General features: G+C 71.1%; 21 protein-coding genes and 1 pseudogene. 9 read left to right on the top strand and 13 right to left on the bottom strand.

Going from position 1 to position 22,185, the window contains the following annotated elements:
* Positions 1-2: 2 nt before the first annotated feature.
* Complete coding sequence (locus tag ABEB09_RS23005; RefSeq protein WP_345691801.1) at positions 3-425, bottom strand: VOC family protein; 423 nt, start codon at positions 423-425, stop codon at positions 3-5.
* Between the two features lie 267 nt (positions 426-692).
* On the opposite strand from ABEB09_RS23005, the gene ABEB09_RS23000 reads away from it, so the two are divergent.
* On the top strand, positions 693-1,265 hold the full coding sequence (locus ABEB09_RS23000; protein WP_345691800.1) for a hypothetical protein: 573 nt from the start codon (positions 693-695) through the stop codon (positions 1,263-1,265).
* Between the two features lie 176 nt (positions 1,266-1,441).
* Entirely contained in the window at positions 1,442-2,599 is a 1,158-nt protein-coding gene (locus tag ABEB09_RS22995; RefSeq protein ID WP_345691799.1) for an alkaline phosphatase PhoX, read from the top strand.
* Here ABEB09_RS22995 and ABEB09_RS22990 read toward each other — a convergent pair.
* The 4 genes from ABEB09_RS22990 to ABEB09_RS22975 form a co-directional block, all read right to left on the bottom strand.
* On the bottom strand, positions 2,569-3,597 hold the full coding sequence (locus ABEB09_RS22990) for an ArsR/SmtB family transcription factor (protein WP_345691798.1): 1,029 nt from the start codon (positions 3,595-3,597) through the stop codon (positions 2,569-2,571). The two genes, ABEB09_RS22995 and ABEB09_RS22990, sit on opposite strands and share 31 nt — an antisense overlap.
* Positions 3,598-4,365: 768 nt before the next feature.
* Positions 4,366-7,077 (bottom strand): pyruvate, phosphate dikinase, encoded by a 2,712-nt coding sequence (ppdK, locus tag ABEB09_RS22985; protein WP_345691797.1) that lies wholly within the window; start codon positions 7,075-7,077, stop codon positions 4,366-4,368.
* 400 nt (positions 7,078-7,477) lie between these two features.
* Entirely contained in the window at positions 7,478-8,614 is a 1,137-nt protein-coding gene (gene dusB / locus ABEB09_RS22980) for a tRNA dihydrouridine synthase DusB (RefSeq protein WP_345691796.1), read from the bottom strand.
* 28 nt (positions 8,615-8,642) lie between these two features.
* The gene (locus tag ABEB09_RS22975; RefSeq protein ID WP_345694050.1) at positions 8,643-9,503 is read right to left on the bottom strand and encodes a helix-turn-helix transcriptional regulator; all 861 of its coding nucleotides are present in this window, start codon (positions 9,501-9,503) and stop codon (positions 8,643-8,645) included.
* A gap of 110 nt (positions 9,504-9,613) precedes the next feature.
* Between ABEB09_RS22975 and ABEB09_RS22970 the strand changes: the two genes are divergently transcribed.
* On the top strand, positions 9,614-11,050 hold the full coding sequence (locus ABEB09_RS22970) for an MFS transporter (RefSeq protein WP_345691795.1): 1,437 nt from the start codon (positions 9,614-9,616) through the stop codon (positions 11,048-11,050).
* Positions 11,051-11,093: 43 nt separating this feature from the next.
* Here the strand turns inward: ABEB09_RS22970 and ABEB09_RS22965 are convergent, their stop codons facing one another.
* Together ABEB09_RS22965 and ABEB09_RS22960 are read right to left on the bottom strand one after the other, a co-directional pair.
* Complete coding sequence (locus ABEB09_RS22965) at positions 11,094-11,276, bottom strand: DUF6243 family protein (protein ID WP_345691794.1); 183 nt, start codon at positions 11,274-11,276, stop codon at positions 11,094-11,096.
* A 577-nt stretch (positions 11,277-11,853) separates the two neighbouring features.
* Positions 11,854-13,236 carry a glycine--tRNA ligase gene (locus ABEB09_RS22960; protein WP_345691793.1) on the bottom strand — a complete coding sequence of 461 codons (1,383 nt, stop codon included), beginning with the start codon at positions 13,234-13,236 and terminating at the stop codon, positions 11,854-11,856.
* Between the two features lie 144 nt (positions 13,237-13,380).
* On the opposite strand from ABEB09_RS22960, the gene ABEB09_RS22955 reads away from it, so the two are divergent.
* The 4 genes from ABEB09_RS22955 to ABEB09_RS22940 all read left to right on the top strand — a co-directional run bounded on the left by ABEB09_RS22955 (position 13,381) and on the right by ABEB09_RS22940 (position 16,590).
* Positions 13,381-14,373, top strand: coding sequence for a metal ABC transporter solute-binding protein, Zn/Mn family (locus ABEB09_RS22955; RefSeq protein ID WP_345691792.1), 993 nt, complete (start codon positions 13,381-13,383; stop codon positions 14,371-14,373).
* Positions 14,374-14,393: 20 nt separating this feature from the next.
* Complete coding sequence (locus ABEB09_RS22950) at positions 14,394-15,158, top strand: metal ABC transporter ATP-binding protein (RefSeq protein WP_345691791.1); 765 nt, start codon at positions 14,394-14,396, stop codon at positions 15,156-15,158.
* Positions 15,155-16,054 (top strand): metal ABC transporter permease, encoded by a 900-nt coding sequence (locus tag ABEB09_RS22945; RefSeq protein ID WP_345694049.1) that lies wholly within the window; start codon positions 15,155-15,157, stop codon positions 16,052-16,054. Before ABEB09_RS22950 ends, ABEB09_RS22945 begins: the two co-directional genes overlap by 4 nt.
* A gap of 119 nt (positions 16,055-16,173) precedes the next feature.
* Positions 16,174-16,590 carry a Fur family transcriptional regulator gene (locus tag ABEB09_RS22940; protein ID WP_345691790.1) on the top strand — a complete coding sequence of 139 codons (417 nt, stop codon included), beginning with the start codon at positions 16,174-16,176 and terminating at the stop codon, positions 16,588-16,590.
* Positions 16,591-16,606: 16 nt separating this feature from the next.
* On the opposite strand, the gene ABEB09_RS22935 is transcribed toward ABEB09_RS22940, so the two are convergent.
* The 5 genes from ABEB09_RS22935 to ABEB09_RS22915 form a co-directional block, all read right to left on the bottom strand.
* Positions 16,607-16,861: a hypothetical protein gene (locus ABEB09_RS22935; protein WP_345691789.1), complete on the bottom strand. Its 255-nt coding sequence runs from the start codon at positions 16,859-16,861 to the stop codon at positions 16,607-16,609.
* Positions 16,862-16,941: 80 nt separating this feature from the next.
* A complete protein-coding gene (locus ABEB09_RS22930) occupies positions 16,942-17,478 on the bottom strand; it encodes a YcxB family protein (protein ID WP_345691788.1) in 537 nt (178 codons plus the stop codon).
* A gap of 45 nt (positions 17,479-17,523) precedes the next feature.
* On the bottom strand, positions 17,524-18,381 hold the full coding sequence (locus ABEB09_RS22925; protein ID WP_345694048.1) for an isoprenyl transferase: 858 nt from the start codon (positions 18,379-18,381) through the stop codon (positions 17,524-17,526).
* 28 nt (positions 18,382-18,409) lie between these two features.
* Positions 18,410-19,156 (bottom strand): DNA repair protein RecO, encoded by a 747-nt coding sequence (gene recO, locus ABEB09_RS22920; RefSeq protein ID WP_345691787.1) that lies wholly within the window; start codon positions 19,154-19,156, stop codon positions 18,410-18,412.
* Positions 19,153-19,287, bottom strand: coding sequence for a hypothetical protein (locus ABEB09_RS22915; protein ID WP_345691786.1), 135 nt, complete (start codon positions 19,285-19,287; stop codon positions 19,153-19,155). Before ABEB09_RS22915 ends, recO begins: the two co-directional genes overlap by 4 nt.
* Positions 19,288-19,375: 88 nt before the next feature.
* Between ABEB09_RS22915 and ABEB09_RS22910 the strand changes: the two are divergent.
* Positions 19,376-19,737: pseudogene (locus ABEB09_RS22910) on the top strand (DUF1304 domain-containing protein).
* Between the two features lie 203 nt (positions 19,738-19,940).
* The gene (locus ABEB09_RS22905) at positions 19,941-21,308 is read left to right on the top strand and encodes an FAD-dependent oxidoreductase (protein ID WP_345691785.1); all 1,368 of its coding nucleotides are present in this window, start codon (positions 19,941-19,943) and stop codon (positions 21,306-21,308) included.
* A 78-nt stretch (positions 21,309-21,386) separates the two neighbouring features.
* On the opposite strand, the gene ABEB09_RS22900 is transcribed toward ABEB09_RS22905, so the two are convergent.
* On the bottom strand, positions 21,387-22,082 hold the full coding sequence (locus ABEB09_RS22900; RefSeq protein ID WP_345691784.1) for a TerB family tellurite resistance protein: 696 nt from the start codon (positions 22,080-22,082) through the stop codon (positions 21,387-21,389).
* Positions 22,083-22,185: the final 103 nt, after the last annotated feature.

The following is a 22,185-nucleotide window of genomic DNA, read 5'->3' as shown; positions in this document are numbered from 1 at the left end:
GTTCAGCCCTGGCCCTGCTGCGCCTGCATCTTCTCGACGTCCATCCAGACGACCTCCCACAGGTGGTGGTCCGGGTCCTGGAAGGAGCGGCTGTACATCCACTCGCCGTACTCCTGCGGCTCGTTGGACGCAAAGCCGCCGGAGGACAGGGCCGCGTCGACCAGCTCGTCCACCTCGGCGCGGCTCTCGGCGCTCAGCGCGATGATCGTCTCCGTGGACCCGGAGGCGTCGGCGAGCTCCTTCTTCGTGAACGTCTTGAAGAACTCCTCGGTCAGCAGCATCGCGAAGATGGTGTCGCTGAAGACCAGGCAGGCCGCGTTCTCGTCGGTGAACTGCGGGTTGAAGGAGTAGCCCAGCTTCGTCCAGAAGGCCTTGCTCGCCTCCAGGTCCTTCACCGGCAGGTTCACGAAGATCATCTGGGTCATGGCGTCGGTCTCTCTTCCGTGTCTCGGTACTGCGTGCGGGGTGTCGCTTTCGCAGGGGTAGACCGCGGGCCGCGGCGGAACTCATCGCCGGACGGCGAAGTTTTCCCGCCGCCCGCCGTCGACCGGCGCGGCCCGCCGTCGGTTGCCGCCCGCCGCGGCCGGCCGGGTGCCGCCCGCGTGGCGAGTGTCGCCCACGCCGCCGGGCGCCGCCCCTCGGCGGCCGCCGTCCGCGTTGCGGGCCCCGCACGCCGCACCTAGCCTCGCGGCATGAGCCCCCCAGGCCAGAGGATCACCGAGAAGTTGTCGGGCGACGCCCTGCGGACCGCCACCGGCAGGGACTGGCCCGGCTGGTTCGCCGTGCTCGACGCGTGGGACGCGGCGCGGCGCCCGCACGCCGAGATCGCCCGCCATCTCGTCGAGGAGCACGGCGTGGCCGGCTGGTACGCCCAGTCGATCACGGTCGGGTACGAGCAGGAGCGCGGGCTGCGCGAGGTGGGCCAGTCGTCCGGAGGCGACTGGCAGGCGTCCGCCGGCAAGACGGTGGTCGCGCCGCCGGAGCGGGTCACGGAGGCGTTCGCGGACGACACGCTGCGGGCTCGCTGGATGCCGGAGGGCGAGTTCACCCTGCGCACCCACCGCCCCGGGCGGTCGGTCACCGCCGACTGGGACGGCGGGGCCAGCCGCGTCTCGGTGTACCTCACGGTCGAGGGCGACCGGACGCGGGTCGGCGTGGGCCACACCAAGCTCCCGGATGCGGACGCGGTCGCGGCGTACAAGGCGTTCTGGCGGGAGCGGCTCAGCGCGCTCAAGACCCTGCTGGAGAGCGGCCCGGACGCGTAGGCCGGGAACCGGGGCGGTCCGGGGGCGGAGTCCCCGGCGAGCCGACCGCCGAACGCTTCTTCCCCTTCACCGCTTGTTGATGCACCGTCAACCCGGGACTCCTAGGTTCCGGCAACGCGCGACCCCGTCGCCGACCGGTGCGGCGGGGCGGTCACAAGCCCCTCTGGAGTGATCACGTGGAACGTCGCAGCTTCCTGCGCGGAGCGGTCGCCGGCGGTGCCGCCGCGGCCTTCGGCTACACGCTGATGCAGGGCGCCGCCTACGCGGCCCCGGCGCAGCCCGGCGCCGGCCCGTACGGCGCCCTCGGCACGGCCGACGCGAACGGCATCCAGCTGCCGGCCGGCTTCACCAGCAGGGTGATCGCCCGGTCCGGCCAGAAGGTCGGCTCCACCTCCTACACCTGGCACAGCGCCCCCGACGGCGGCGCCTGCTTCGCCGACGGCACGGGCTGGATCTACGTGTCGAACTCGGAGATCTCCAGCACCGGCGGCGCGAGCGCGATCAAGTTCAACTCGTCGGGCACGATCACCTCCGCGTACCGCATCCTGTCCAACACCAACCGCAACTGCGCGGGCGGCGCCACCCCGTGGAACACCTGGCTGTCCTGCGAGGAGGTCAGCACGGGGTACGTGTACGAGACCGACCCGTGGGGCGTGAAGACCGCGGTGCGCCACCCGGCGATGGGCCGCTTCAACCACGAGGCGGCCGCCGCCGACCCGGTCCGCCGGGTGGTCTACCTGACGGAGGACGCGTCGGACGGCTGCTTCTACCGGTTCGTCCCGAACACCTGGGGCGACCTGTCGTCGGGCACCCTCCAGGTCCTCAGGGCCGGCACGGGCACCTCCGGCACCTACACCTGGGCGACCGTGCCGGACCCGGACGGCTCCCCCACCGCGACCCGCAACCAGGTCTCCGGCGCCAAGCGGTTCAACGGCGGCGAGGGCTGCCACTACGCCAACGACACCGTCTGGTTCACCACCAAGGGCGACAACCGGGTCTGGCAGCTCAACGTGGCCGCCGGCACCTACGAGCTGGCGTACGACGACTCGCTGGTGAGCGGCACCGCCCCGCTGACGGGCGTCGACAACGTCACCGGCTCGTCCTCGGGCGACCTGTACGTCGCCGAGGACGGCGGCAACATGGAGATCTGCCTGATCACGCCGGACGACGTGGTGGCGCCGTTCCTGCGGATCAACGGCCAGTCCGGTTCGGAGATCTGCGGCCCGGCGTTCTCGCCGGACGGCAAGCGGCTGTACTTCTCCAGCCAGCGCGGCACGACCGGCAGCTCGTCGGGCGGCATCACCTACGAGGTGACCGGCCCGTTCCGCGCGTAGCGGCGGCGCCGCTCGTGGGGCTGGGCGCCGCCGTGCAGCAGGGCGGCGCCCAGCGGTGTCAGGGTGTGCAGCACCGAGCTGCCCTGGCGCAGGGTCACCACCAGGCCCGCGTCGCGCAGGACGCCCGCGTGCTGGCTGGCCGAGGCGAGGGACACGCCGGCCCGGCGGGCCAGCTCGCTGGTCGTCCCGCCCTGCCCTATGGCCTGGAGGACGGCCGAGCGGGTGTGGCCCACGAGCCGCCCCAGCGACGGCCGCCGGCAGGGTTCGCCCGGCGAGGGCGCGTCGGTGTGCGTGACGGGGTAGACGAGGACCGGCGGCAGCTCCGGGTCCCGGTACATCACGGCGCTGCCCCGGCAGAAGTACGACGGCTGGAGCAGCAGTCCGCGCCCGTCGAGGTGCAGGTCCCGGTCGACCGGGTAGTCCGCCTCCAGCACGGGCGCGCGCCAGCGGAGCATGGGCGGCAGCGAGGCCAGCAGCTCGTCCGCGCCGCCGTCGAGCAGCGCCCGGCCCCGTACGGCCCGGTCGGCCTCCACCCGCGCCTGGATGTAGGTCCAGTACGGCTCGATGGCGGCCCGGTGGTAGCCCCGCAGCGCGCCCAGGAGGCGGCTGAAGGGCTCGGCGCGCCCTTCGGCGAGGGCGGTGGTCCACGAGGGCAGCGGGGCGGCCGCCGGGCGCTCGGAGCCGAGCACGGCGAGCTCCGCGTGGATCCGGGCGGGCGGAGTGGCCCGTACGGCCTCCAGGGCCGCGTCGACTCCGCCGAGCGCCTGTGGTGGTGTCAGGAAGTCGGGGAAATACCCGCGCGCCGGGACGAGGGCGCCCAGCAGCCGCGTTTCACCGTTCAACCGCGTCCGGGTTTCGGAGCGCCATTCCCCGTAGACCAGGGCGCCGCGCCTGTCCCGCAAACGGTGAAAGCTGAGAATCGTTTCCCAGAGCACGTCGGGCCGGGCTGCCATCCGGACCCCGGCCAGATCGGCGCCGGTGAAATGTATACGAAGCACTGAACCCCCACCTGTTGCATCCGCAATCACCCCCCACCGATGAGTATGCATGCCATCACAGGTTGTTACCACGGCATTTCAGCCACACTTGAAACACGTCGCGGCAGTAGGCCCGGAACCGAAAAGCTGTACGCCGTCGGGCAGGAAACCTTCAGGACCGAGGTGGCGCGGCAGAAGACCGTGGGGGGCTTCTCGCGCCCGGCGGCGGGCCTGAAAGGTTGCGGCTCTCCTGTCTGGCAGGGGTAATGGGGCGCGGTCGGCGGGTGGGGATCCGGTGGCCGCGCTCCGCCCGTTGTTTGCGGGGCGAAGCCCGGGAATTGACGTGATGTCAACCTCCCGTAAAAGTCCGCGCTTCAACTTGCGGAATTCAAACGGCCGCATTTCAACAGGAACTTACATTTCCCCAGGGGACGAAACAGCACGGGGCGGACACCTCCGCACAAGGTGTCCGCCCCGTCTCTTGCTGACCGGGGCCGCCGCCGATCGGTGAGGGTCGGGTGACAGACGGCGGCCCCGGTGGCCGTACCGGTCCCGGCGCGCAGCGCGGCCGCGGGACCGTGGGGTCCCGGTGCGAGGGCGCCGCGGCGGGACCGTGGGGGCCCGGCGCGGGGGCGCCGCGCGGGACCGGTGGGGACGGGGCGCGAGGGCGCCCGGCCCCGTCGATTGGGTACCGGAGCCGCCGCCGATCGGTTTTGGTCGGGTGACAGACGGCGGCCCCGGTGGCCTTGGGGGGTCCCGCCGCGGGAGTGCCGCGGCGGGACCGTGGGTTCAGCGGCTGTCGCTGCCGGTGGACTTGGCCGCCGCGCGGCCCGCCTCCAGGCGCGCCACCGGGATCCGGAACGGCGAGCAGGAGACGTAGTCCAGGCCCACCTCGTGGAAGAAGTGCACCGACTCCGGGTCGCCGCCGTGCTCACCGCAGACGCCGAGCTTGATGTCCGGGCGGGTGGCCCGGCCGGCCTCGACGGCGCTGCGGACGAGCGAGCCCACACCGTCCTTGTCGATCGTCTCGAACGGCGACACCCCGAAGATGCCCTTCTCCAGGTACGCGGTGAAGAAGCTGGCCTCCACGTCGTCCCGGGAGAAGCCCCACACCGTCTGGGTGAGGTCGTTCGTGCCGAAGGAGAAGAACTCGGCGGCCTCGGCGATCTGGCCGGCGGTCACGGCGGCGCGCGGCAGCTCGATCATCGTGCCGAGGGCCAGCTTCAGCTCGACGCCGGTGCGCTGCTGCACCTCGGCGATGACCTGCTCGGCCTCGTCGCGGACCAGCTCCAGCTCCTGGACGGTGCCCACGAGCGGGATCATGATCTCGGCGCGCGGGTCGCCCTTGGCCTCGATGCGCTCGGCCGCGGCCTCGGCGATCGCCCGGACCTGCATGGTGAACAGGCCGGGGATGACCAGGCCGAGGCGGACGCCGCGCAGACCCAGCATCGGGTTCTGCTCGTGCAGCCGGTGCACGGCCTGGAGCAGGCGCAGGTCGTTCTCGTGCGGCTCCTTGCGCGCCTCGGCGAGGGCGACGCGCACCGACAGCTCGGTGATGTCGGGCAGGAACTCGTGGAGCGGCGGGTCGAGGAGGCGCACCGTGACCGGCAGGCCGTCCATCGCCTCGAACAGCTCGACGAAGTCGCTCTTCTGGAGCGGCAGCAGCGCCTCCAGGGCCTGCTCGCGCTCCGCGTCGGTGTCGGCGAGGATCAGCCGCTCGACGTACTGGCGGCGGTCGCCGAGGAACATGTGCTCGGTGCGGCACAGGCCGATGCCCTGGGCGCCGAACCGGCGGGCGCGCAGCGCGTCCTCGGCGTTGTCGGCGTTGGCCCGCACACGCAGCCGGCGGACGCGGTCCGCGTAGGCCATGATCCGGTGCACGGCCTGGACGAGCTCGTCGGCGTCGTCGGCGCCGGCGTGCATCCGGCCCTCGAAGTACTCGACGACCGGGGACGGTACGACGGGTACCTCGCCCAGGTACACCTTGCCGGTGGAGCCGTCGATGGAGACGACGTCGCCCTCCTCGACGACGTGCCCGCCGGGCACGGTCATCCGGCGGCGCTTGGTGTCGACCTCCAGCTCCTCGGCGCCGCAGACACAGGTCTTGCCCATGCCGCGGGCGACGACGGCGGCGTGCGAGGTCTTGCCGCCGCGCGAGGTGAGGATGCCCTCGGCGGCGATCATGCCGTCCAGGTCGTCCGGGTTGGTCTCACGGCGGATGAGGATGACCTTCTCGCCGGAGCGCGACCACTTGACGGCCGTGTACGAGTCGAAGACGGCCTTGCCGACGGCGGCGCCCGGCGAGGCGGCGATACCGCGGGCGATCTTCTCGACCTGGGCGTCCTCGTCGAAGCGCGGGAACATCAGCTGCGCGAGCTGGGCGCCGTTGACCCGCTGGAGCGCCTCGGCCTCGTCGATGAGGCCCTGGTCGACGAGCTGGGTGGCGATCCGGAAGGCCGCGGCGGCGGTGCGCTTGCCGACCCGGGTCTGGAGCATCCACAGCTGGCCGCGCTCGATGGTGAACTCGATGTCGCAGAGGTCCTTGTAGTGGTTCTCCAGCGTCTCCATGATGCCCATGAGCTGGTCGTACGACTTCTTGTCGATCGACTCCAGGTCGGCGAGCGGCACGGTGTTGCGGATACCGGCGACGACGTCCTCGCCCTGGGCGTTCTGGAGGTAGTCGCCGTAGACGCCCTGGTGGCCGGAGGCCGGGTCGCGGGTGAAGGCGACACCGGTGCCGGAGTCGGGACCGAGGTTGCCGAAGACCATCGAGCAGACGTTGACGGCGGTGCCGAGGTCGTGCGGGATGCGCTCCTGGCGGCGGTACAGCTTGGCGCGGTCGCCGTTCCAGGAGTCGAAGACGGCCTTGATGGCCAGGTCCATCTGCTCGCGCGGGTCCTGCGGGAAGTCGCGGCCGGTCTCGGCCTTCACGATCTTCTTGAACTGCTTGACCAGCTTCTTGAGGTCGGCCGCGTCGAGATCGGTGTCGCTGGTGGCCTTCTTCGCGTGCTTGGCCTCCTCGAGGGCCTCCTCGAAGAGCTCGCCGTCGACGCCGAGGACGGTCTTGCCGAACATCTGGATGAGGCGGCGGTACGAGTCCCAGGCGAAGCGCTCGTTGTCCGCCTGCTTGGCGAGGCCCTCCACGGACTTGTCCGAGAGGCCGATGTTGAGGACCGTGTCCATCATGCCCGGCATGGAGAACTTGGCACCGGAGCGGACGGAGACGAGCAGCGGGTCGTCGGCCTGGCCGAGCTTCTTGCCCATCTTCTGCTCGAGGGCGTCGAGGTGCGCACTCACCTCGTCCCGCAGCGCGGCCGGTTCGGAGCCGCTCTCCAGGTAGACCTTGCACGCTTCGGTGGTGATCGTGAAGCCGGGAGGCACCGGGAGACCGAGGTTCGTCATCTCGGCGAGGTTGGCGCCTTTACCGCCGAGAAGGTCCTTGAGGTCCTTGTTGCCCTCGGTGAAGTCGTACACGAACTTCTGATCTTTGTTTTCCGACACGGGTCTCGACTCCTCGAGGACGACGTGGCTGCCCTGACGGCGAGGAACATACCCAGATCGAAGGCTTCTCGGGAGGTACGCCTACCCGTCTTGGGGCTTTAACCACCCGTCCGCCAGCAGATCGAAAGTTACGGCGCGGTTGCCGCGAAGCGCGCCACGGGTTCACCCCTTGAATCGACATGGTCAAGAAGCCCCCAAAGATCGCTCATCTGAGCGCTGACCCCTCACACTTGCCTTCAAGAAGTGAAGGCAGAAAGGGTGGCACTCAGTGCCACCCTTTGAGAAGTGCAGTCGGTGTTTTCCTGCTCATCTGAGCGCAACCCCTATCAGGGGTGGCGAGAATCACGCCTCCGGCAGCCCCGGAATCCCACGATCCGGACGCCGTGAGGACCCCGCCGATTCACCCGCCGGACGTGTCCAGTTCGGCGTCCGCGCTCACGGCGGAGCAGTCGTACGGGTCCTTCAGCCAGCCGTCCGGCAGGACGACGCGGTTGTTGCCCGACGTACGGCCGCGCGGGCCGTCGGCGCCCACCGGCCACGACTGGTCCAGGTCCAGCGCGCTCAGCTGAGCGCGCAGCTCGTCCAGGGACGAGGTGACCGCGAGGCTCTTGCGCATCTCGGAACCGACCGCGAAGCCCTTCAGGTACCAGGCGACGTGCTTGCGGAAGTCGATGACACCGCGCGACTCGTCGCCGATCCACTCGCCGAGCAGCTGGGCATGGCGCACCATGACGTCCGCGACCTCGCGCAGCGTCGGCGTCGCCGCCGTACCCGTGCCCTCGAACGCGGCCACCAGGTCGCCGAAGAGCCACGGGCGGCCCAGGCAGCCGCGGCCCACGACGACGCCGTCGCAGCCCGTCTCGCGCACCATGCGCAGCGCGTCCTCCGCCGACCAGATGTCGCCGTTGCCGAGGACCGGTATCTCCGGGACGTGCTCCTTCAGCCGCGCGATGGCGTCCCAGTCGGCCGTGCCGCCGTAGTGCTGGGCGGCGGTGCGACCGTGCAGGGCGATCGCCGTGACGCCCTCCTCGACGGCGATCCGTCCGGCGTCCAGGTAGGTGATGTGGTCGTCGTCGATGCCCTTGCGCATCTTCATCGTGACCGGCAGGTCGCCCGCGTTCGTGACGGCCTCGTTCAGGATCGCCCGCAGCAGCGGCCGCTTGTACGGCAGCGCCGAGCCACCGCCCTTGCGGGTCACCTTCGGCACCGGGCAGCCGAAGTTCAGGTCGATGTGGTCGGCCAGGTCCTCGTCGACGATCATGCGGACGGCCTTGCCGACGGTCACGGGGTCGACCCCGTACAGCTGGATCGACCGGGGCGTCTCCGTCTCGTCGAAGTGGATCAGCTGCATGGTCTTCTCGTTGCGCTCGACCAGCGCCCGTGTCGTGATCATCTCGCTCACGAACAGCCCCTTGCCGCCGGAGAACTCACGGCAGAGGGTGCGGAACGGGGCGTTGGTGATACCGGCCATCGGGGCGAGCACCACCGGCGGCTGCACGGTGTGCGGGCCGATGGAGAGGGGGCTGAACGCGGTCATGCCCCCCATTGTCCCGTACGGCGCGGAGTCACCCGCCGGCCTCGACGGCCAGCCGGTACAGCTCCTCGACGCCCCGCCGCGACGCCTCGTCCAGCGGTACGTACGTCACCAGGCGGGGCCCCGCCGCCGGGCCCAGCCACAGATTGGTGTGCTCCAGGTGCAGCGGCCCGACGTGGGCGTTGAGGATGTACTTCGTCCGGCCGCCCTGCGCGACCACCTCGTGGCGCGCCCAGATCTCGCGGAACTCGGGCGAGGCCTCCTCCAGCCGCTTCAGCAGCGCCTTCCACGCGGGCTCCGCCAGGTGCTCGGCCATGGAGGCCCGGAACTTCGCCGCGAGGGTCCGGCTCATCTCGGGCAGGTCGACGACGGAGGCCCGCCACTGCGGGTGCGTGAAGGTCAGCCACACGCAGTTGCGGTCCGCCGCCGGCAGGGCGTCCAGGTCGCACAGCAGCCGGCCGTAGGTCCTGTTGTACGCGAGGATGTCGTACCGGCTGTTCTGCACGCAGGCCGGAACGGGCTCCAGCTGCCCGAGCAGCTGCCGCAGCGCGGGCGTGACGCTCGGGCAGGACGTCTCCGGCGCGGGGTCCACCGCTCCGGCGAGGGCGAAGAGGTGGGCGCGCTCGCTCGGGTCGAGCAGCAGGGCCCGCGCGAGGGCGTCCAGGACCTGCGGCGACACATGGATGTCCCGGGCCTGCTCCAGCCACGTGTACCAGGTCACGCCCACCGATGAGAGGTGCGCGACCTCCTCCCGGCGCAGTCCGGGCGTGCGGCGGCGCGGCCCCCGCACCAGGCCGACCTGCTCGGGCGAGATCCGCTCGCGGCGGCTGCGCAGGAACGCGGCCAGCTCGCCGCGCCGTACGTCGGGCTCCCGTACCGGGGTGGTCGTCATCGTCGTCACGCTCCCAGCGTGCCGGAAGCCTCAGGGGGTTTCCAGGTAGTGCCGGTACCAGGATAAGGAGGCTCTGGTACCAGGCTGAGCGGCGGCGGAACGTAGTGATCATGGCTGTTTCGACTTCCGCTCCTCCCGCTCCCGCACCGGTCGTGGACCGTGCCGTGCCCGCGCTGGGCCCCCTCGGGCTGTTCACGATCCTCGTCGGCGCCGCCCTGCCGCTGATCGACTTCTTCATCGTCAACGTGGCCCTGCCGACGATCGACCACGACCTGGCCGCCGGCCCCGCCATGCTGGAGCTGGTCGTCGCGGGCTACGGCCTCGCGTACGCGGTACTGCTGGTCCTGGGCGGACGGCTGGGCGACCTCCTCGGCCGCCGCCGGCTGTTCCTGGCCGGCATGGCGGCCTTCGGCGTCACGTCCCTGGCCTGCGGCCTCGCCCCGGACGCCGCGACGCTGGTGGCGTCCCGGGTGGCGCAGGGCGCCTCGGCGGCGCTGATGCTGCCGCAGGTCCTGGCCACCATCCAGGCGGCCACGTCCGGCGCCCGCCGCGCCAGGGCGATGAGCCTGTACAGCGCGACCGGCGGCCTGGCGATGGTGGCCGGCCAGATCCTGGGCGGTGTGCTGGTCGCGGCCGACCTGGCCGGCACCGGCTGGCGGGCGATCTTCCTGGTGAACGTGCCGGTGGCGCTGATCGGCCTGGTCCTCGGGGTGCGCGCCGTGCCGGAGACCCGCTCGGACCGGCCGGCGCCCCTGGACGTCGCGGGCACGCTGCTTCTGGCCGTGGCGCTGCTGGCCCTGCTGGGTCCGCTGACGGAGGGGCGCGCCGCGGGCTGGCCGCTGTGGACGTGGGCGGCGCTCGGGGTGTTCCCCTTCGCGGCGGCGGCGTTCTGGTGGGTGGAGCGCCGCGCGGAGCGGCGGGGGCTGGCGCCCCTGGTGCCGCCGAGCCTGCTGCGGCTGCCGTCGCTGCGCCGGGGGCTGATGCTGCTGGCGCCGTTCACGTGGGGGTTCGGCGGGTTCATGTTCGTGATGGCGGTGACCCTCCAGCAGGGGCTCGCACTGAGCGCGGTGCTGTCGGGGCTGGCGCTGGTGCCGATGGCGGTGACGTTCTTCGCGGCGTCGCTGGCCGGGCCGCGGCTGGTGCGGCGCTTCGGCAGCCGGGTCGTGACGGCCGGCGCGGTGATCCAGGGCGTCGGCATCCTGACCCTGACGGTCACGGTGTGGGCCGGGTGGCCGGGCCTGGGGATCCTGGCCCTGGCGCCGGGCATCGCGCTCGCCGGCCTGGGGCAGGGGCTTCAGCTGCCGGTGCTGTACCGGATCGTGCTGTCGGAGGTACCGGCCGAGCGGGCCGGGGTGGGCAGCGGGGTCATGACGACGACCCACCAGTCGGCGATGACCCTGGGCGTGGCGACGCTGGGTTCGCTGTTCCTCTCCCTGGCGCCCGGCATGGGCGTGCGCGACGCACTGGCGGTCACGCTCCTCGTCCAGCTGGGCGCGATCGCGGTGACCGCGCTGCTGAGCCTGCGGCTTCCGCGTGCGGTGCGGTGACGCGCGAGGGCCCGGACCGCTTCCCCGCGGTCCGGGCCCCTGATCAGCTCTGCTCGTCCAGGCTGCCCTGCGTGCGCTCGCGCATCTTGCGGAGCAGCTCCTGCTTCTGGTCGGCGGCGGCCTTGCGGTCGGCGGCACGCGCCGGCGCGGTGCCCTGCTGATCGGCGCGGGACATCTTCCTGCGCTGGCCGCCCACGCCGAGCAGGTTGTTACGGCTCTTGGCCATGGGGTCTCCCTTCATCGTGAGCAGTGGTCCGGTGTACGTCTGGTGCGCGGGCTACGGGCCCGGCGCACTCTCACTCGTAGATCGGGAGAAAAGAGAACATGCGGGCGAGGCTACCGACGACACGTGCAGAGGGCACCTGATTTTTCCGCCCCGACGGTGAGCCGCCCACGGGCGGGCGGCCCCACCCACCCCACCCCCACCGGGGGAGAGCCGCCCGACAACGTAACGGGGGTGGACCGGGGGTCGCGCGCGCAGGATTGGCGGTGCTGGGACGTTTCGCTGTCATGGGCCCGAGCGAGCCAATCTGAGCACGTGACCCCCGGTCCACCCCCGGACCCACCCACCACCGTGGCGCGCAGGGGGTGGGCCCTCAGGCCGGGTGGCCGTTCCGTCGTTGTGCCCACCCGTTCCTCCCCCAAGGACTACGTCCAGGGGGACCCCCATGCGGAACGACTGCCCACAACGACGGAACGGCGGAACCGGCGACGCGAGCCCGCAACGACGGAACGGCGGAACGGCGAAGCCCCCGGCTCCGTGGGATGGAGTCGGGGGCTTCAGGGGCTGATCCCGCAGGGGTTCAGCAGCCGATGAGGCGGGCCGCCAGGTAGCCCTGGATCTGGTCCAGGGAGACGCGCTCCTGCTTCATGGAGTCACGCTCGCGGACGGTCACCGCGTTGTCCTCGAGGGTGTCGAAGTCGACGGTCACGCAGAACGGCGTACCGATCTCGTCCTGACGCCGGTAGCGCCGCCCGATCGCGCCCGCGTCGTCGAACTCGATGTTCCAGTTCTTGCGCAGGTCCGCCGCGAGGCCCTTGGCCTTCGGCGACAGCTCCGGGTTCCGGGAGAGCGGCAGGACCGCGACCTTGACCGGCGCGAGGCGCGGGTCGAGCCGCAGCGAGGTGCGCTTCTCCATCTTGCCCTTGGCGTTGGGCGCCTCGTCCTCGACGTACGCGTCGAGCAGGAAGGCCAGCATCGTGCGGCCCACACCGGCGGCCGGCTCGATCACGTACGGGGTCCAGCGCTCGCCGGCGTCCTGGTCGTAGAACGACAGGTCGGTGCCGGAGGCCCGGGAGTGCGCGGAGAGGTCGTAGTCGGTGCGGTTGGCGACACCCTCCAGCTCGCCCCACTCGCTGCCGCCGAAGCGGAAGCGGTACTCGATGTCCGCGGTGCGCTTCGAGTAGTGGGAGAGCTTCTCCTTCGGGTGCTCGTACCAGCGCATGTTCTCCTCACGGAGACCCAGGTCCGTGTACCAGTTCCAGCGCTGCTCCATCCAGTACTCGTGCCACGTCTCGTCCTCGCCCGGCTTGACGAAGAACTCCATCTCCATCTGCTCGAACTCACGGGTGCGGAAGATGAAGTTGCCCGGCGTGATCTCGTTCCGGAAGGACTTGCCCATCTGCGCGATGCCGAACGGCGGCTTCTTGCGCGAGGTCTGCTGGACCTGGGCGAAGTTGGTGAAGATGCCCTGCGCGGTCTCGGGGCGCAGGTAGGCGATGGAGCCGGAGTCCTGGGTCGGGCCGAGGTGGGTGGAGAGCAGGCCGGAGAACTGCTTGGGCTCGGTGAACTGGCCCTTGTTGCCGCAGTTGGGGCAGTTGAGGTCGGCGAGGCCGTTCTCGGGCAGGCGGCCGTGCTTCTCCTCGTACGCCTCCTCCAGGTGGTCCGCGCGGAACCGCTTGTGGCAGGAGGTGCACTCGGTGAGCGGGTCCGTGAAGGTCGCCACGTGGCCGGACGCCTCCCAGACCTCGGAGGCCAGGATCACCGACGAGTCGATGCCGACGACGTCCTCGCGCGAGGTGACCATGTAGCGCCACCACTGACGCTTGATGTTCTCCTTCAGCTCGACGCCGAGCGGTCCGTAGTCCCAGGCGGCGCGCTGCCCGCCGTAGATCTCACTGCAGGGGTAGACGAAGCCACGGCGCTTGCTCAGGCTGACGATGGTGTCGATCTTGTCGGCGGCCACGGTGCTCTCTTCATTACGGTGACGACGAACGCGGAATGCTTCAGGGTAGCGGCGCGCGCACCCCCCGGATCAAATCGGTGCGTGACAGGGGCCACGGAGGCAGTTTGTTGACAATCGTTTCCAACATTGTTGAAAATGAGTGTCATGAACGTACGTCATCTGATATCCACCACCGCCGTCGCCGGAGCCGCCGCTCTCGGTCTGGTGACGCTTTCCGCGTGCTCGGGCGCCACCGACGCGACGGAGAAGGGCAAGGGCGGCAAACTGGACGTCGTGGCGTCGTTCTACCCGATGCAGTTCCTCGCCGAACAGATCGGCGGGGACCATGTCGCGGTCACCACGCTGACCAAGCCGGGCGTCGAGCCGCACGACCTGGAGCTCAAATCCAGCCAGATCCGCGAGCTCGGCCGGGCCGACTACGTCCTCTACCTCAAGGGCCTGCAGCCCGCCGTCGACGACGCGATCCAGCAGGCCGGCGTGAAGAACACGGTCGACGCCGCCACCCTCACCAAGCTGGAGGAGCACTCCACGTCGACCGACGGCCACGCGCACGAGGCCGAGGAGCACGGGGACGAGCACGGGCACGAGGACGAGCACGGGCACGAGGGCGAGGCCGGCGCCGACCCGCACCTGTGGCTGGACCCGGCGAAGTACGCCGAGGTCGCCAAGGGCGTCGGCGACTCCCTCGCGAAGGCCGACCCGGAGAACGCGGCCGCGTACAAGAAGAACACCGACGCGCTGGTGAAGAAGCTCACCGCGCTCGACACCTCCTTCGCGCAGGGCCTGAAGAACACCACCACGCGCACCTTCATCACCACGCACTCCGCGTTCGGCTACCTCGCCGAGCGGTACGACCTGGACCAGGAGGGCATCGCCGGCCTCGACCCCGAGTCCGAGCCGAGCCCGGCGCGCATGAAGGAGCTCCAGACCCTCGCGCGCAAGGAGAAGGTCTCGACCGTCTTCTTCGAGACCCTCGCCAGCGACAAGACCGCCAAGACCCTCGCCCAGGACACCGGGCTGAAGACCGACGTCCTGGACCCGCTGGAGGGAATTACGGACCGGTCCAAGGGCGATGACTACTTCGAGGTCATGGAGTCCAACCTGGCCGCGCTGAAGAAGGCCCTCGGCGCGAAGTGAAACCCCTGCTGGAGGCACCGGTGAGCAGCGAGCCCGTCATCTCCGTCCGGGCGGCCGCCGCCGCCCTCGGTTCGCGCCCCGTGCTGCGCGGCATCGACCTCACCGTCCACCCCGGTGAGGTCGTCGCGCTGCTCGGCGCGAACGGCTCGGGCAAGTCGACCGCCGTCCGCTCGCTGATCGGCCAGGTGCCGCTGACCGGCGGCTCGATATCCCTGTTCGGCACCGAGCTGCGCCGTTTCCGCGACTGGGCGCGCGTCGGCTACGTACCGCAGCGCACCACCGCGGCCAGCGGCGTGCCGGCGACGGTCCGCGAGGTCGTGTCGGCGGGCCGGCTGTCCCGTACGAAGCTGAAGTGGCCCTCCAAGGGCGACCGGGCCGCCGTGCAGCGGGCCATCGAACTGGTCGGGCTCGCCGACCGCGCGGGCGACTCGGTCTCCGCGCTCTCCGGCGGCCAGCACCAGCGCGTGCTGATCGCCCGGGCCCTCGCCTCCGAACCCGAGCTGCTGATCATGGACGAGCCCATGGCGGGCGTCGACCTGGCGAGCCAGGAGGTGCTGGCCGCGACGCTGCGCGAGCAGGTGGCGGGCGGCGCGACCGTCCTGCTCGTCCTGCACGAGCTGGGCCCGCTGGAGCCGCTGATCGACCGCGCGGTCGTGCTGCGCGACGGCTGCGTCGTCCACGACGGGCCGCCCCCGCAGGCCGTGGGACAGCACGCGCTGCCGGGCCACGACCACGTACATCCGCACGCGGCCGACGAGCCGCTCCGCACGGGACTGCTGACCTGATCATGGAATTCCTCGACGACCCTTTCATGCAGCGGGCACTCCTCGCGGCCGTGCTGGTCGGCATCACCGCGCCCGCCGTCGGCATCCACCTGGTGCAGCGCCGGCAGGCGCTGATGGGCGACGGCATCGGCCATGTCGCCATGACCGGCGTGGGCCTCGGCTTCCTGATGTCCGCCAACCCCGTGTGGATGGCCACGATCGTGTCGGTCGTCGGCGCGATCACGATGGAGCTGATCCGCACCTACGGCCGCACCCGCGGCGACATCGCGCTGGCGCTGCTCTTCTACGGCGGTATGGCGGGCGGCGTCATGCTGATCAACCTGGCCCCCACCGGATCCAACGCCAACCTGGTGAGCTACCTCTTCGGCTCCCTGACGACCGTCTCGGACGAGGACGTCACGGCGATCTGTGTGCTGGCCGCGTTCGTGATGCTCGTCACGCTGGGGCTGCGCCGGCAGCTGTTCGCCGTGAGCCAGGACGAGGAGTTCGCGCGCGTGACCGGGCTGCCGGTGCGGGCGCTGAACCTGCTGATCGCCGTGACCGCCGCGGTCACCGTGACGGTCGCCATGCGCGTCGTGGGGCTGCTGCTGGTCAGCGCCCTGATGGTGGTGCCCGTGGCGGCGGCGCAGCAGCTGGCGAAGAGCTTCCGCGCCACGTTCGTGGGCGCCGTGCTCATCGGTACGGCGGTGACGCTGGCCGGCACGATCACGACGTACTACAACGACGTGCCCCCGGGCGCGACGATCGTCCTGATGGCCATCGGGGTGTTCATCGCCACGACGGCGCTGGCGACGCCGCTGGCCAGGCGGCGCGCCCGGGCCGCCGAGGCGGCAGCGGAGGTGTACGACCGGAGCGTGCGCGCCGCCTCGGGCGAGACGGACGACGTCAAGGTCTGAGGCGGATTCACGCCGAGGAGGTCCGTGAAGGGGCCGAATAGAGATCTGGCGGGCCCCTCAGCGGGGTTTGGCAGAATGGCCCGACGTAGGGGTGAGCGGGCCGAGGCAAGGAGGCACCTGTGGTGACGGCGGGATCCGGCGTACGCGGTCGGTCGACCCGGCAGCGCGCTGCCGTTTCGGCGGCGCTGAACGAGGTCGACGAGTTCCGCAGTGCGCAGGAGCTGCACGACATGCTCAAGCACCGCGGCGACTCCGTGGGCCTGACCACGGTCTACCGCACGCTGCAGTCGCTGGCCGAGGCCGGCGAGGTGGACGTGCTGCGCACCAGCGACGGCGAGGCGGTCTACCGCCGCTGCTCGACCGGTGAGCACCACCACCACCTGGTGTGCCGCGCCTGCGGCAAGGCCGTCGAGGTCGAGGGCCCGGCCGTGGAGCAGTGGGCGGAGGCCATCGCGGCGGAGCACGGCTTCGTGAACGTGGCGCACACGGTGGAGATCTTCGGCACCTGCGCGGACTGCGCGGCGGCGGACGCGTAGGGCGCCCACCGCGGGTTCACTCCCAGCGGTTCACGCAGTGGTACGCCCCGTCGTGGCGCCCGACGCTGTCGTACGACCAGCAGTGCAGGGCGGGCGCGATCGTGTACAGGCGCAGGGCGACGACCACCCCGACGAGCAGCACCATCACGAGGGCGCCCCTGGAGCGCCACCCCTGGAGGGCGTACCCGGCGACGGCCGACAGGACCGCGATTCCGCAGATCCAGACGACCATGGGACCACGGTTCTCCCGCAGGCCGGGGAACGTCTCCATCTCGATGGTGGCGGTGTGACTCAGGAGGGCGAGAAGGAGCCCCCCGGCCAACAGCCCGCCCCCCAGGCATCCGCGCGGCGTCACAGCCGGGCAGCCCTCCGGTCGAGCACGGCCCGGAGCCGGTCCACGCCGTCCGGTCCGACGACGCCCCGCTTGGGCAGGCAGGCCACGCCCAGGCCGTTCCGGTCGCCTGTCAGCAGGACGAACAGCCCCGGCGTCTCCACGTAGCGGGGCAGGAACTGCCAGGCGGTGCTCATCTGGGTGTGGTCGGTGACCCACCGCACGCCGTGGTCGTCGACGACGGCCCGGTGCTCGCCCTGCGGCGCCGCCACGCGGTAGAGCTGCCGGCCCTGGATCCGGGGCAGGAGGAACGGCAGGCCGAAGGACGCCCCCGTGAGCCCGAACAGTCCCCCGATCAGCGCCGGTTCGTCCGGTTCCGGCCCGAATCGCAGAGCCGCCAGGAGCAGCAGGCCGACGACGCCGACGGCCAGCAGCAGCCGCGTCGTCCAGCGCCCGCCGGGCGTGCCCCGCATCCTGGCCCGCAGCATCTCCTGCGCGTCCGCGACGGTGGGCCGGTACACCAGCTCCACCGCCTCCACGTCGTCCGTGGTTGTCATGGCCCCTCCCGAGACGGAAACAGGCCATGATCGTAAGGGCTCGCCTCAGCCCTTGGCGCCCCCTTCGTCGCCCCGCATCGCCGCCTCCATCGCCATCAGTTCCTCGTTCGGGATCGCCCCGCCGAAGCGACGGTCGCGGGAGGCGTACTCGATGCACGCGCGCCACAGGTCGCGGCGGTCGAAGTCGGGCCACAGGACGTCCTGGAAGACCATCTCGGCGTACGCGCTCTGCCAGAGCAGGTAGTTGGAGGTGCGCATCTCGCCGCTGGGCCGCAGGAAGAGATCGACGTCCGGCATGTCCGGGTAGTACAGGTACTTCTGGATCGTCTTCTCGCTGACCTTCGACGGGTCGAGCTTGCCCGCCTTCACGTCGGCCGCCAGCGCCTTCGCCGCGTCCGCGAGCTCCGCGCGGCCGCCGTAGTTCATGCAGAAGTAGAGCGTGAGCCGGTCGTTGCCCTTGGTCTGCTCCTGCGCGATCTGGAGCTCCTTGGCCACCGAGGTCCACAGCTTGGGCATCCGGCCCACCCAGCGCACGCGGATGCCGAGGGCGTCGAGCTGGTCACGGGTCTTGCGGATGAAGTCCCGGTTGAAGTTCATGAGGAAGCGCACCTCTTCCGGCGAGCGCTTCCAGTTCTCGGTGGAGAAGGCGTACAGCGAGATGCTGCCGACGCCCATCTCGATCGCGCCCTGGAGGACGTCGAGCACGCGCTCGGCACCGACCTTGTGGCCCTCGGTGCGCGGCAGGCCGCGGTCCTTGGCCCAGCGGCCGTTGCCGTCCATGACGATGGCCACGTGGTTCGGCACCAGCTCGCCGGGGAGCTTCGGCGGGCGGGCGCCGGACGGGTGCGGTTCGGGGTCCTGGTACGTGCGCTTGGAACGCCCGAGGATCCCGCGTCGTGCCATGGCCATGCGGCTCACTTCTCCCATGTGTCTATTTCTCTACGTACCGGAGCGAGCGCAGTCCGCGCTCCAGGTGCCAGTGCAGATAGGCGGACACCAGTCCGCTCCCCTCCCTCACATGGCGCGGCTCGCACGCGTCCGCGGTCTCCCAGTCGCCGGTCAGCAGTGCGCTGAGCAGACCGACGGCCTCCGCAGAGGGTACGACGCTGCCCGGTACCCGGCAGTCGGCGCATATGACGCCGCCGGCGGCCACGGAGAAGAACCGGTTCGGCCCGTGGATGCCGCAGCGGGCGCAGTCCTCGAAGGAGGGCGCGTAGCCGTTGACCGCGAGGGAGCGGAGCAGGAAGGCGTCGAGGATGAGGTGTGGGGCGTGCTCCCCGCGGGCGAGGGTGCGCAGGGCCCCGACGAGGAGGAGGTACTGCTGCACGGCCGGCTCGCCCTCGTGGTCGGTGAACCGCTCGGCGGTCTCCAGCATGGCGGTGCCGGCGGTGTAGCGGGCGTAGTCCGTGACGATGCCGCTGCCGTACGCGGCGATCGTCTCGCTCTGGGTGCACAGCGGCAGCCCCCGCCCGACCAGCTCGGAGCCGCGCGCGAAGAACTGCACGTCCACGTGCGAGAAGGGTTCGAGGCGCGCCCCGAACTTCGACTTGGTCCGCCGCACCCCGCGCGCGACGGCCCGCACGCGGCCGTGGCCGCGCGTGAGGATCGTGATGATCCGGTCCGCTTCCCCGAGCTTCTGGGTGCGCAGCACGATGCCGTCGTCGCGGAACAGGCTCACCGCCGCGCACCCCCGCCCCGGTTCTGCAGGGGGCCCGGGGGTCGTCCCCCGGGAAGGCACAGCATGATCCGGTCCGCTTCACCCAGCTTCTGGGTGCGCAGCACGATGCCGTCGTCGCGGAACAGACTCATGCGCCCATTCTCCCGTACGGGAGAGGCCCGCCGGACCGAGTTGTGGCGGAAGCAGCGGGGGAAAGCGGTTGCTGGCATGCTGGCGGGCATGTCGATCACCGCGACCGTCCTGGTCCTCCTCATCGCCGCACTGCACGTCTACATCCTGGTCCTGGAGATGTTCCTGTGGACCGGGCCGAGGGCCCGCGGCGCCTTCGGCACCACCGCGGAGTTCGCGGAGCGGACGAAGGCGCTGGCCGCGAACCAGGGCCTCTACAACGGCTTCCTCGCGGCCGGTCTCGTCTGGGGCGCGGTCGCGGACGACCGGTGGGGTTCCAGGCCAAGGTGTTCTTCCTGGTGTGCGTGGCCGTGGCCGGGCTGTACGGCGCCGCCACCGCCAGCCGGAAGATCCTGTTCGTCCAGACCGTTCCGGCGCTGGTCGCCCTGGCCTTCGTCCTGGCGGCCCGGTGATCACCACCGGCCGGGCCGCCACCTAGACTGCGGCGGGCGAAGAAACGCTCCGCCTCGTCCCGGCGTGCACCCTTCGCCCAAACCCTGGCTTCGACACCCCATAAGCCACCCTTATGAGGTCATAGACGGGGACCGGGTACCGCCCCATCGGCCTCCCTGTGAGGCTGGCAGGCGGGAAGATCCAACTCTCGAAGGGAACCACCATGCCCCGCCCCCTGCGGGTGGCCATCGTCGGTGCCGGTCCGGCCGGCATCTACGCCGCCGACGCGCTGCTGAAGTCCGAGGCCGCCACCGAGCCCGGTGTGTCCATCGACCTCTTCGAGCGCATGCCGGCGCCTTTCGGGCTGATCCGGTACGGCGTCGCCCCGGACCACCCCCGCATCAAGGGCATCGTCACGGCCCTCCACCAGGTCCTCGACAAGCCGCAGATCCGCCTCTTCGGCAACGTCGCCTACCCCACCGACATCACCCTGGACGACCTGCGCGCGTTCTACGACGCGGTGATCTTCTCGACCGGCGCCGAGGCCGACCGGCCGCTGGACATCCCGGGCATCGACCTCGACGGCTCGTACGGCGCCGCCGACTTCGTCTCCTGGTACGACGGCCACCCGGACGTGCCGCGCACCTGGCCCCTGGAGGCCGAGAAGGTCGCGGTGCTGGGCGTCGGCAACGTGGCCCTCGACGTGGCGCGCATCCTCGCGAAGACGGCGGACGAGCTGCTGCCGACCGAGATCCCGCCGAACGTCTACGACGGCCTCAAGGCCAACAAGGCCCTGGAGATCCACGTCTTCGGGCGGCGCGGCCCGGCCCAGGCCAAGTTCAGCCCCATGGAGCTGCGCGAACTGGACCACTCGCCGAACATCGAGGTCATCGTCAACCCCGAGGACATCGACTACGACGGCGGCTCCATCGAGGCGCGGCGCTCCAACAAGCAGGTCGACATGGTCGCCAAGACCCTGGAGAACTGGGCGATACGCGACATCGGCGACCGGCCGCACAAGCTGTTCCTGCACTTCTTCGAGTCGCCCGCCGAGATCGTCGGCGAGGACGGCAAGGTCGTCGGGCTGCGCACGGAGCGCACGGAGCTGGACGGCACCGGCAATGTGAAGGGCACCGGCGAGTTCACCCTCTGGGACGTCCAGTCCGTCTACCGGGCCGTCGGCTACCTGTCCGAGGAGCTGCCGAAGCTGCCGTGGGACGCCGCGTCGGGCACCGTGCCGGACGAGGGCGGCCGCGTCATGGAGGGCGGCGAGCACCTGCCGTCCACGTACGTCACGGGGTGGATCAGGCGCGGCCCGATCGGTCTGATCGGCCACACCAAGGGCGACGCCAACGAGACGGTGGCGAACCTGCTGGAGGACCACCGCGAGGGCCGGCTGCACACGCCGGAGGCGCCGGGCGAGGACGCCGTGGTCGAGTTCCTGGACGGCAAGGGCGTCGCGTACACCACGTGGGACGGCTGGCACCGGCTGGACGCGGCCGAGCGGGCGCTCGGCGAGGCGGAGGGCCGCGAGCGCGTGAAGATCGTGGAGCGCGAGGAGATGCTGCGCGCGAGCGGCGTGGAGGCCTGACTCCCGTAGTCCCCGAAGAGCCTTCGTACGGCGTCGGCTCTTCCGGTGCGCGCCCCGTCCGAGGACCGTTCGCGGTGCTCAGAACGGGGCGCGTGCCGTTTCCATGAGCCGGGCGGTGTCGTCCGGGCACAGCAGCAGCGCGTTGCCGACGGTCGTCAGCACATCGCGCTCGGCGGGGATGTAGGCCCCGTCCGCGAGGGCGATGCGCGCGCCCTGGAGCAGGATCGACTCGCGCCCGGTCGGGGCGAGGTGCGGGGCGAGCGGCTCCAGCGCCTCGTGCAGCTCGATGGCGAGGGCGGCGCCGCACGGCCCGTCGGTGTCGGTGACGAACCGGCCGGTGTCGGCGGCGAGCGCCTCGATCAGCGCGGTGAGGCTGTCGGCCGTGCAGTCCTCGTACCCGGCGGCCCGCACGGCGGAGACCGCCGTGCGCACGGCGGTGTGCGAGGAGGTGCCGCCGGCGGCGAGGACCGCGAGGGCCACGGTGTGGACGGCGTCGCGGAGCATGGCCGAGAACCGTGCGGTGGTCGGATGGTCGAGGACGTCGGTGCCGAAGCGGTCGTGGCAGGCCGTGCACTCGATGACGGGCCCGACGGCTCCGCGCGGCAGCAGCGGAACACCGAAAAGGGTGAAGCGCCGACGGCCCGTACGACGCCGGTAGTTGCGGTCACCGCCGCACTCGGGGCAGAAGAACTCGCCGTCGCCGATGGTGTGCCACGAGGTGTGTACGGAACAAATGCGGAGTTTTCGGCCGCGTGATCCCCGTGCTGGCTGCACGTCGCACCTCCATGACGCCTCGGCCACCTTGCCGACGTTGACGTGATGTTAGCCACATCGGTGATGTGCCGTCAGCACCTCGTCGTGAGAACGCCACGACATG

The sequence above is a fragment of the Streptomyces coeruleoprunus genome, from assembly GCF_039542925.1.
GTDB classification, from domain to species: domain Bacteria; phylum Actinomycetota; class Actinomycetes; order Streptomycetales; family Streptomycetaceae; genus Streptomyces; species Streptomyces coeruleoprunus.
The sequence above is the reverse complement of the archived record's forward strand: the minus strand, read 5'-3'. Positions and strand labels throughout refer to the sequence as shown.

Coding starts and splice junctions, on each gene's coding strand:
- ABEB09_RS22925 (WP_345694048.1), bottom strand. CDS start 18,381: ATGGCACGACGCGGGATCCTCGGGCGTTCCAAGCGCACGTACCAGGAC.
- ABEB09_RS22975 (WP_345694050.1), bottom strand. CDS start 9,503: ATGACGACCACCCCGGTACGGGAGCCCGACGTACGGCGCGGCGAGCTG.
- ABEB09_RS22915 (WP_345691786.1), bottom strand. CDS start 19,287: ATGAGTCTGTTCCGCGACGACGGCATCGTGCTGCGCACCCAGAAGCTG.
- dusB (WP_345691796.1), bottom strand. CDS start 8,614: ATGACCGCGTTCAGCCCCCTCTCCATCGGCCCGCACACCGTGCAGCCG.
- ABEB09_RS22905 (WP_345691785.1), top strand. CDS start 19,941: ATGCCCCGCCCCCTGCGGGTGGCCATCGTCGGTGCCGGTCCGGCCGGC.
- ABEB09_RS22965 (WP_345691794.1), bottom strand. CDS start 11,276: ATGGCCAAGAGCCGTAACAACCTGCTCGGCGTGGGCGGCCAGCGCAGG.
- ABEB09_RS22930 (WP_345691788.1), bottom strand. CDS start 17,478: ATGACAACCACGGACGACGTGGAGGCGGTGGAGCTGGTGTACCGGCCC.
- ABEB09_RS22935 (WP_345691789.1), bottom strand. CDS start 16,861: ATGGAGACGTTCCCCGGCCTGCGGGAGAACCGTGGTCCCATGGTCGTC.
- ABEB09_RS23000 (WP_345691800.1), top strand. CDS start 693: ATGAGCCCCCCAGGCCAGAGGATCACCGAGAAGTTGTCGGGCGACGCC.
- ABEB09_RS22955 (WP_345691792.1), top strand. CDS start 13,381: ATGAACGTACGTCATCTGATATCCACCACCGCCGTCGCCGGAGCCGCC.
- ABEB09_RS23005 (WP_345691801.1), bottom strand. CDS start 425: ATGACCCAGATGATCTTCGTGAACCTGCCGGTGAAGGACCTGGAGGCG.
- ABEB09_RS22970 (WP_345691795.1), top strand. CDS start 9,614: ATGGCTGTTTCGACTTCCGCTCCTCCCGCTCCCGCACCGGTCGTGGAC.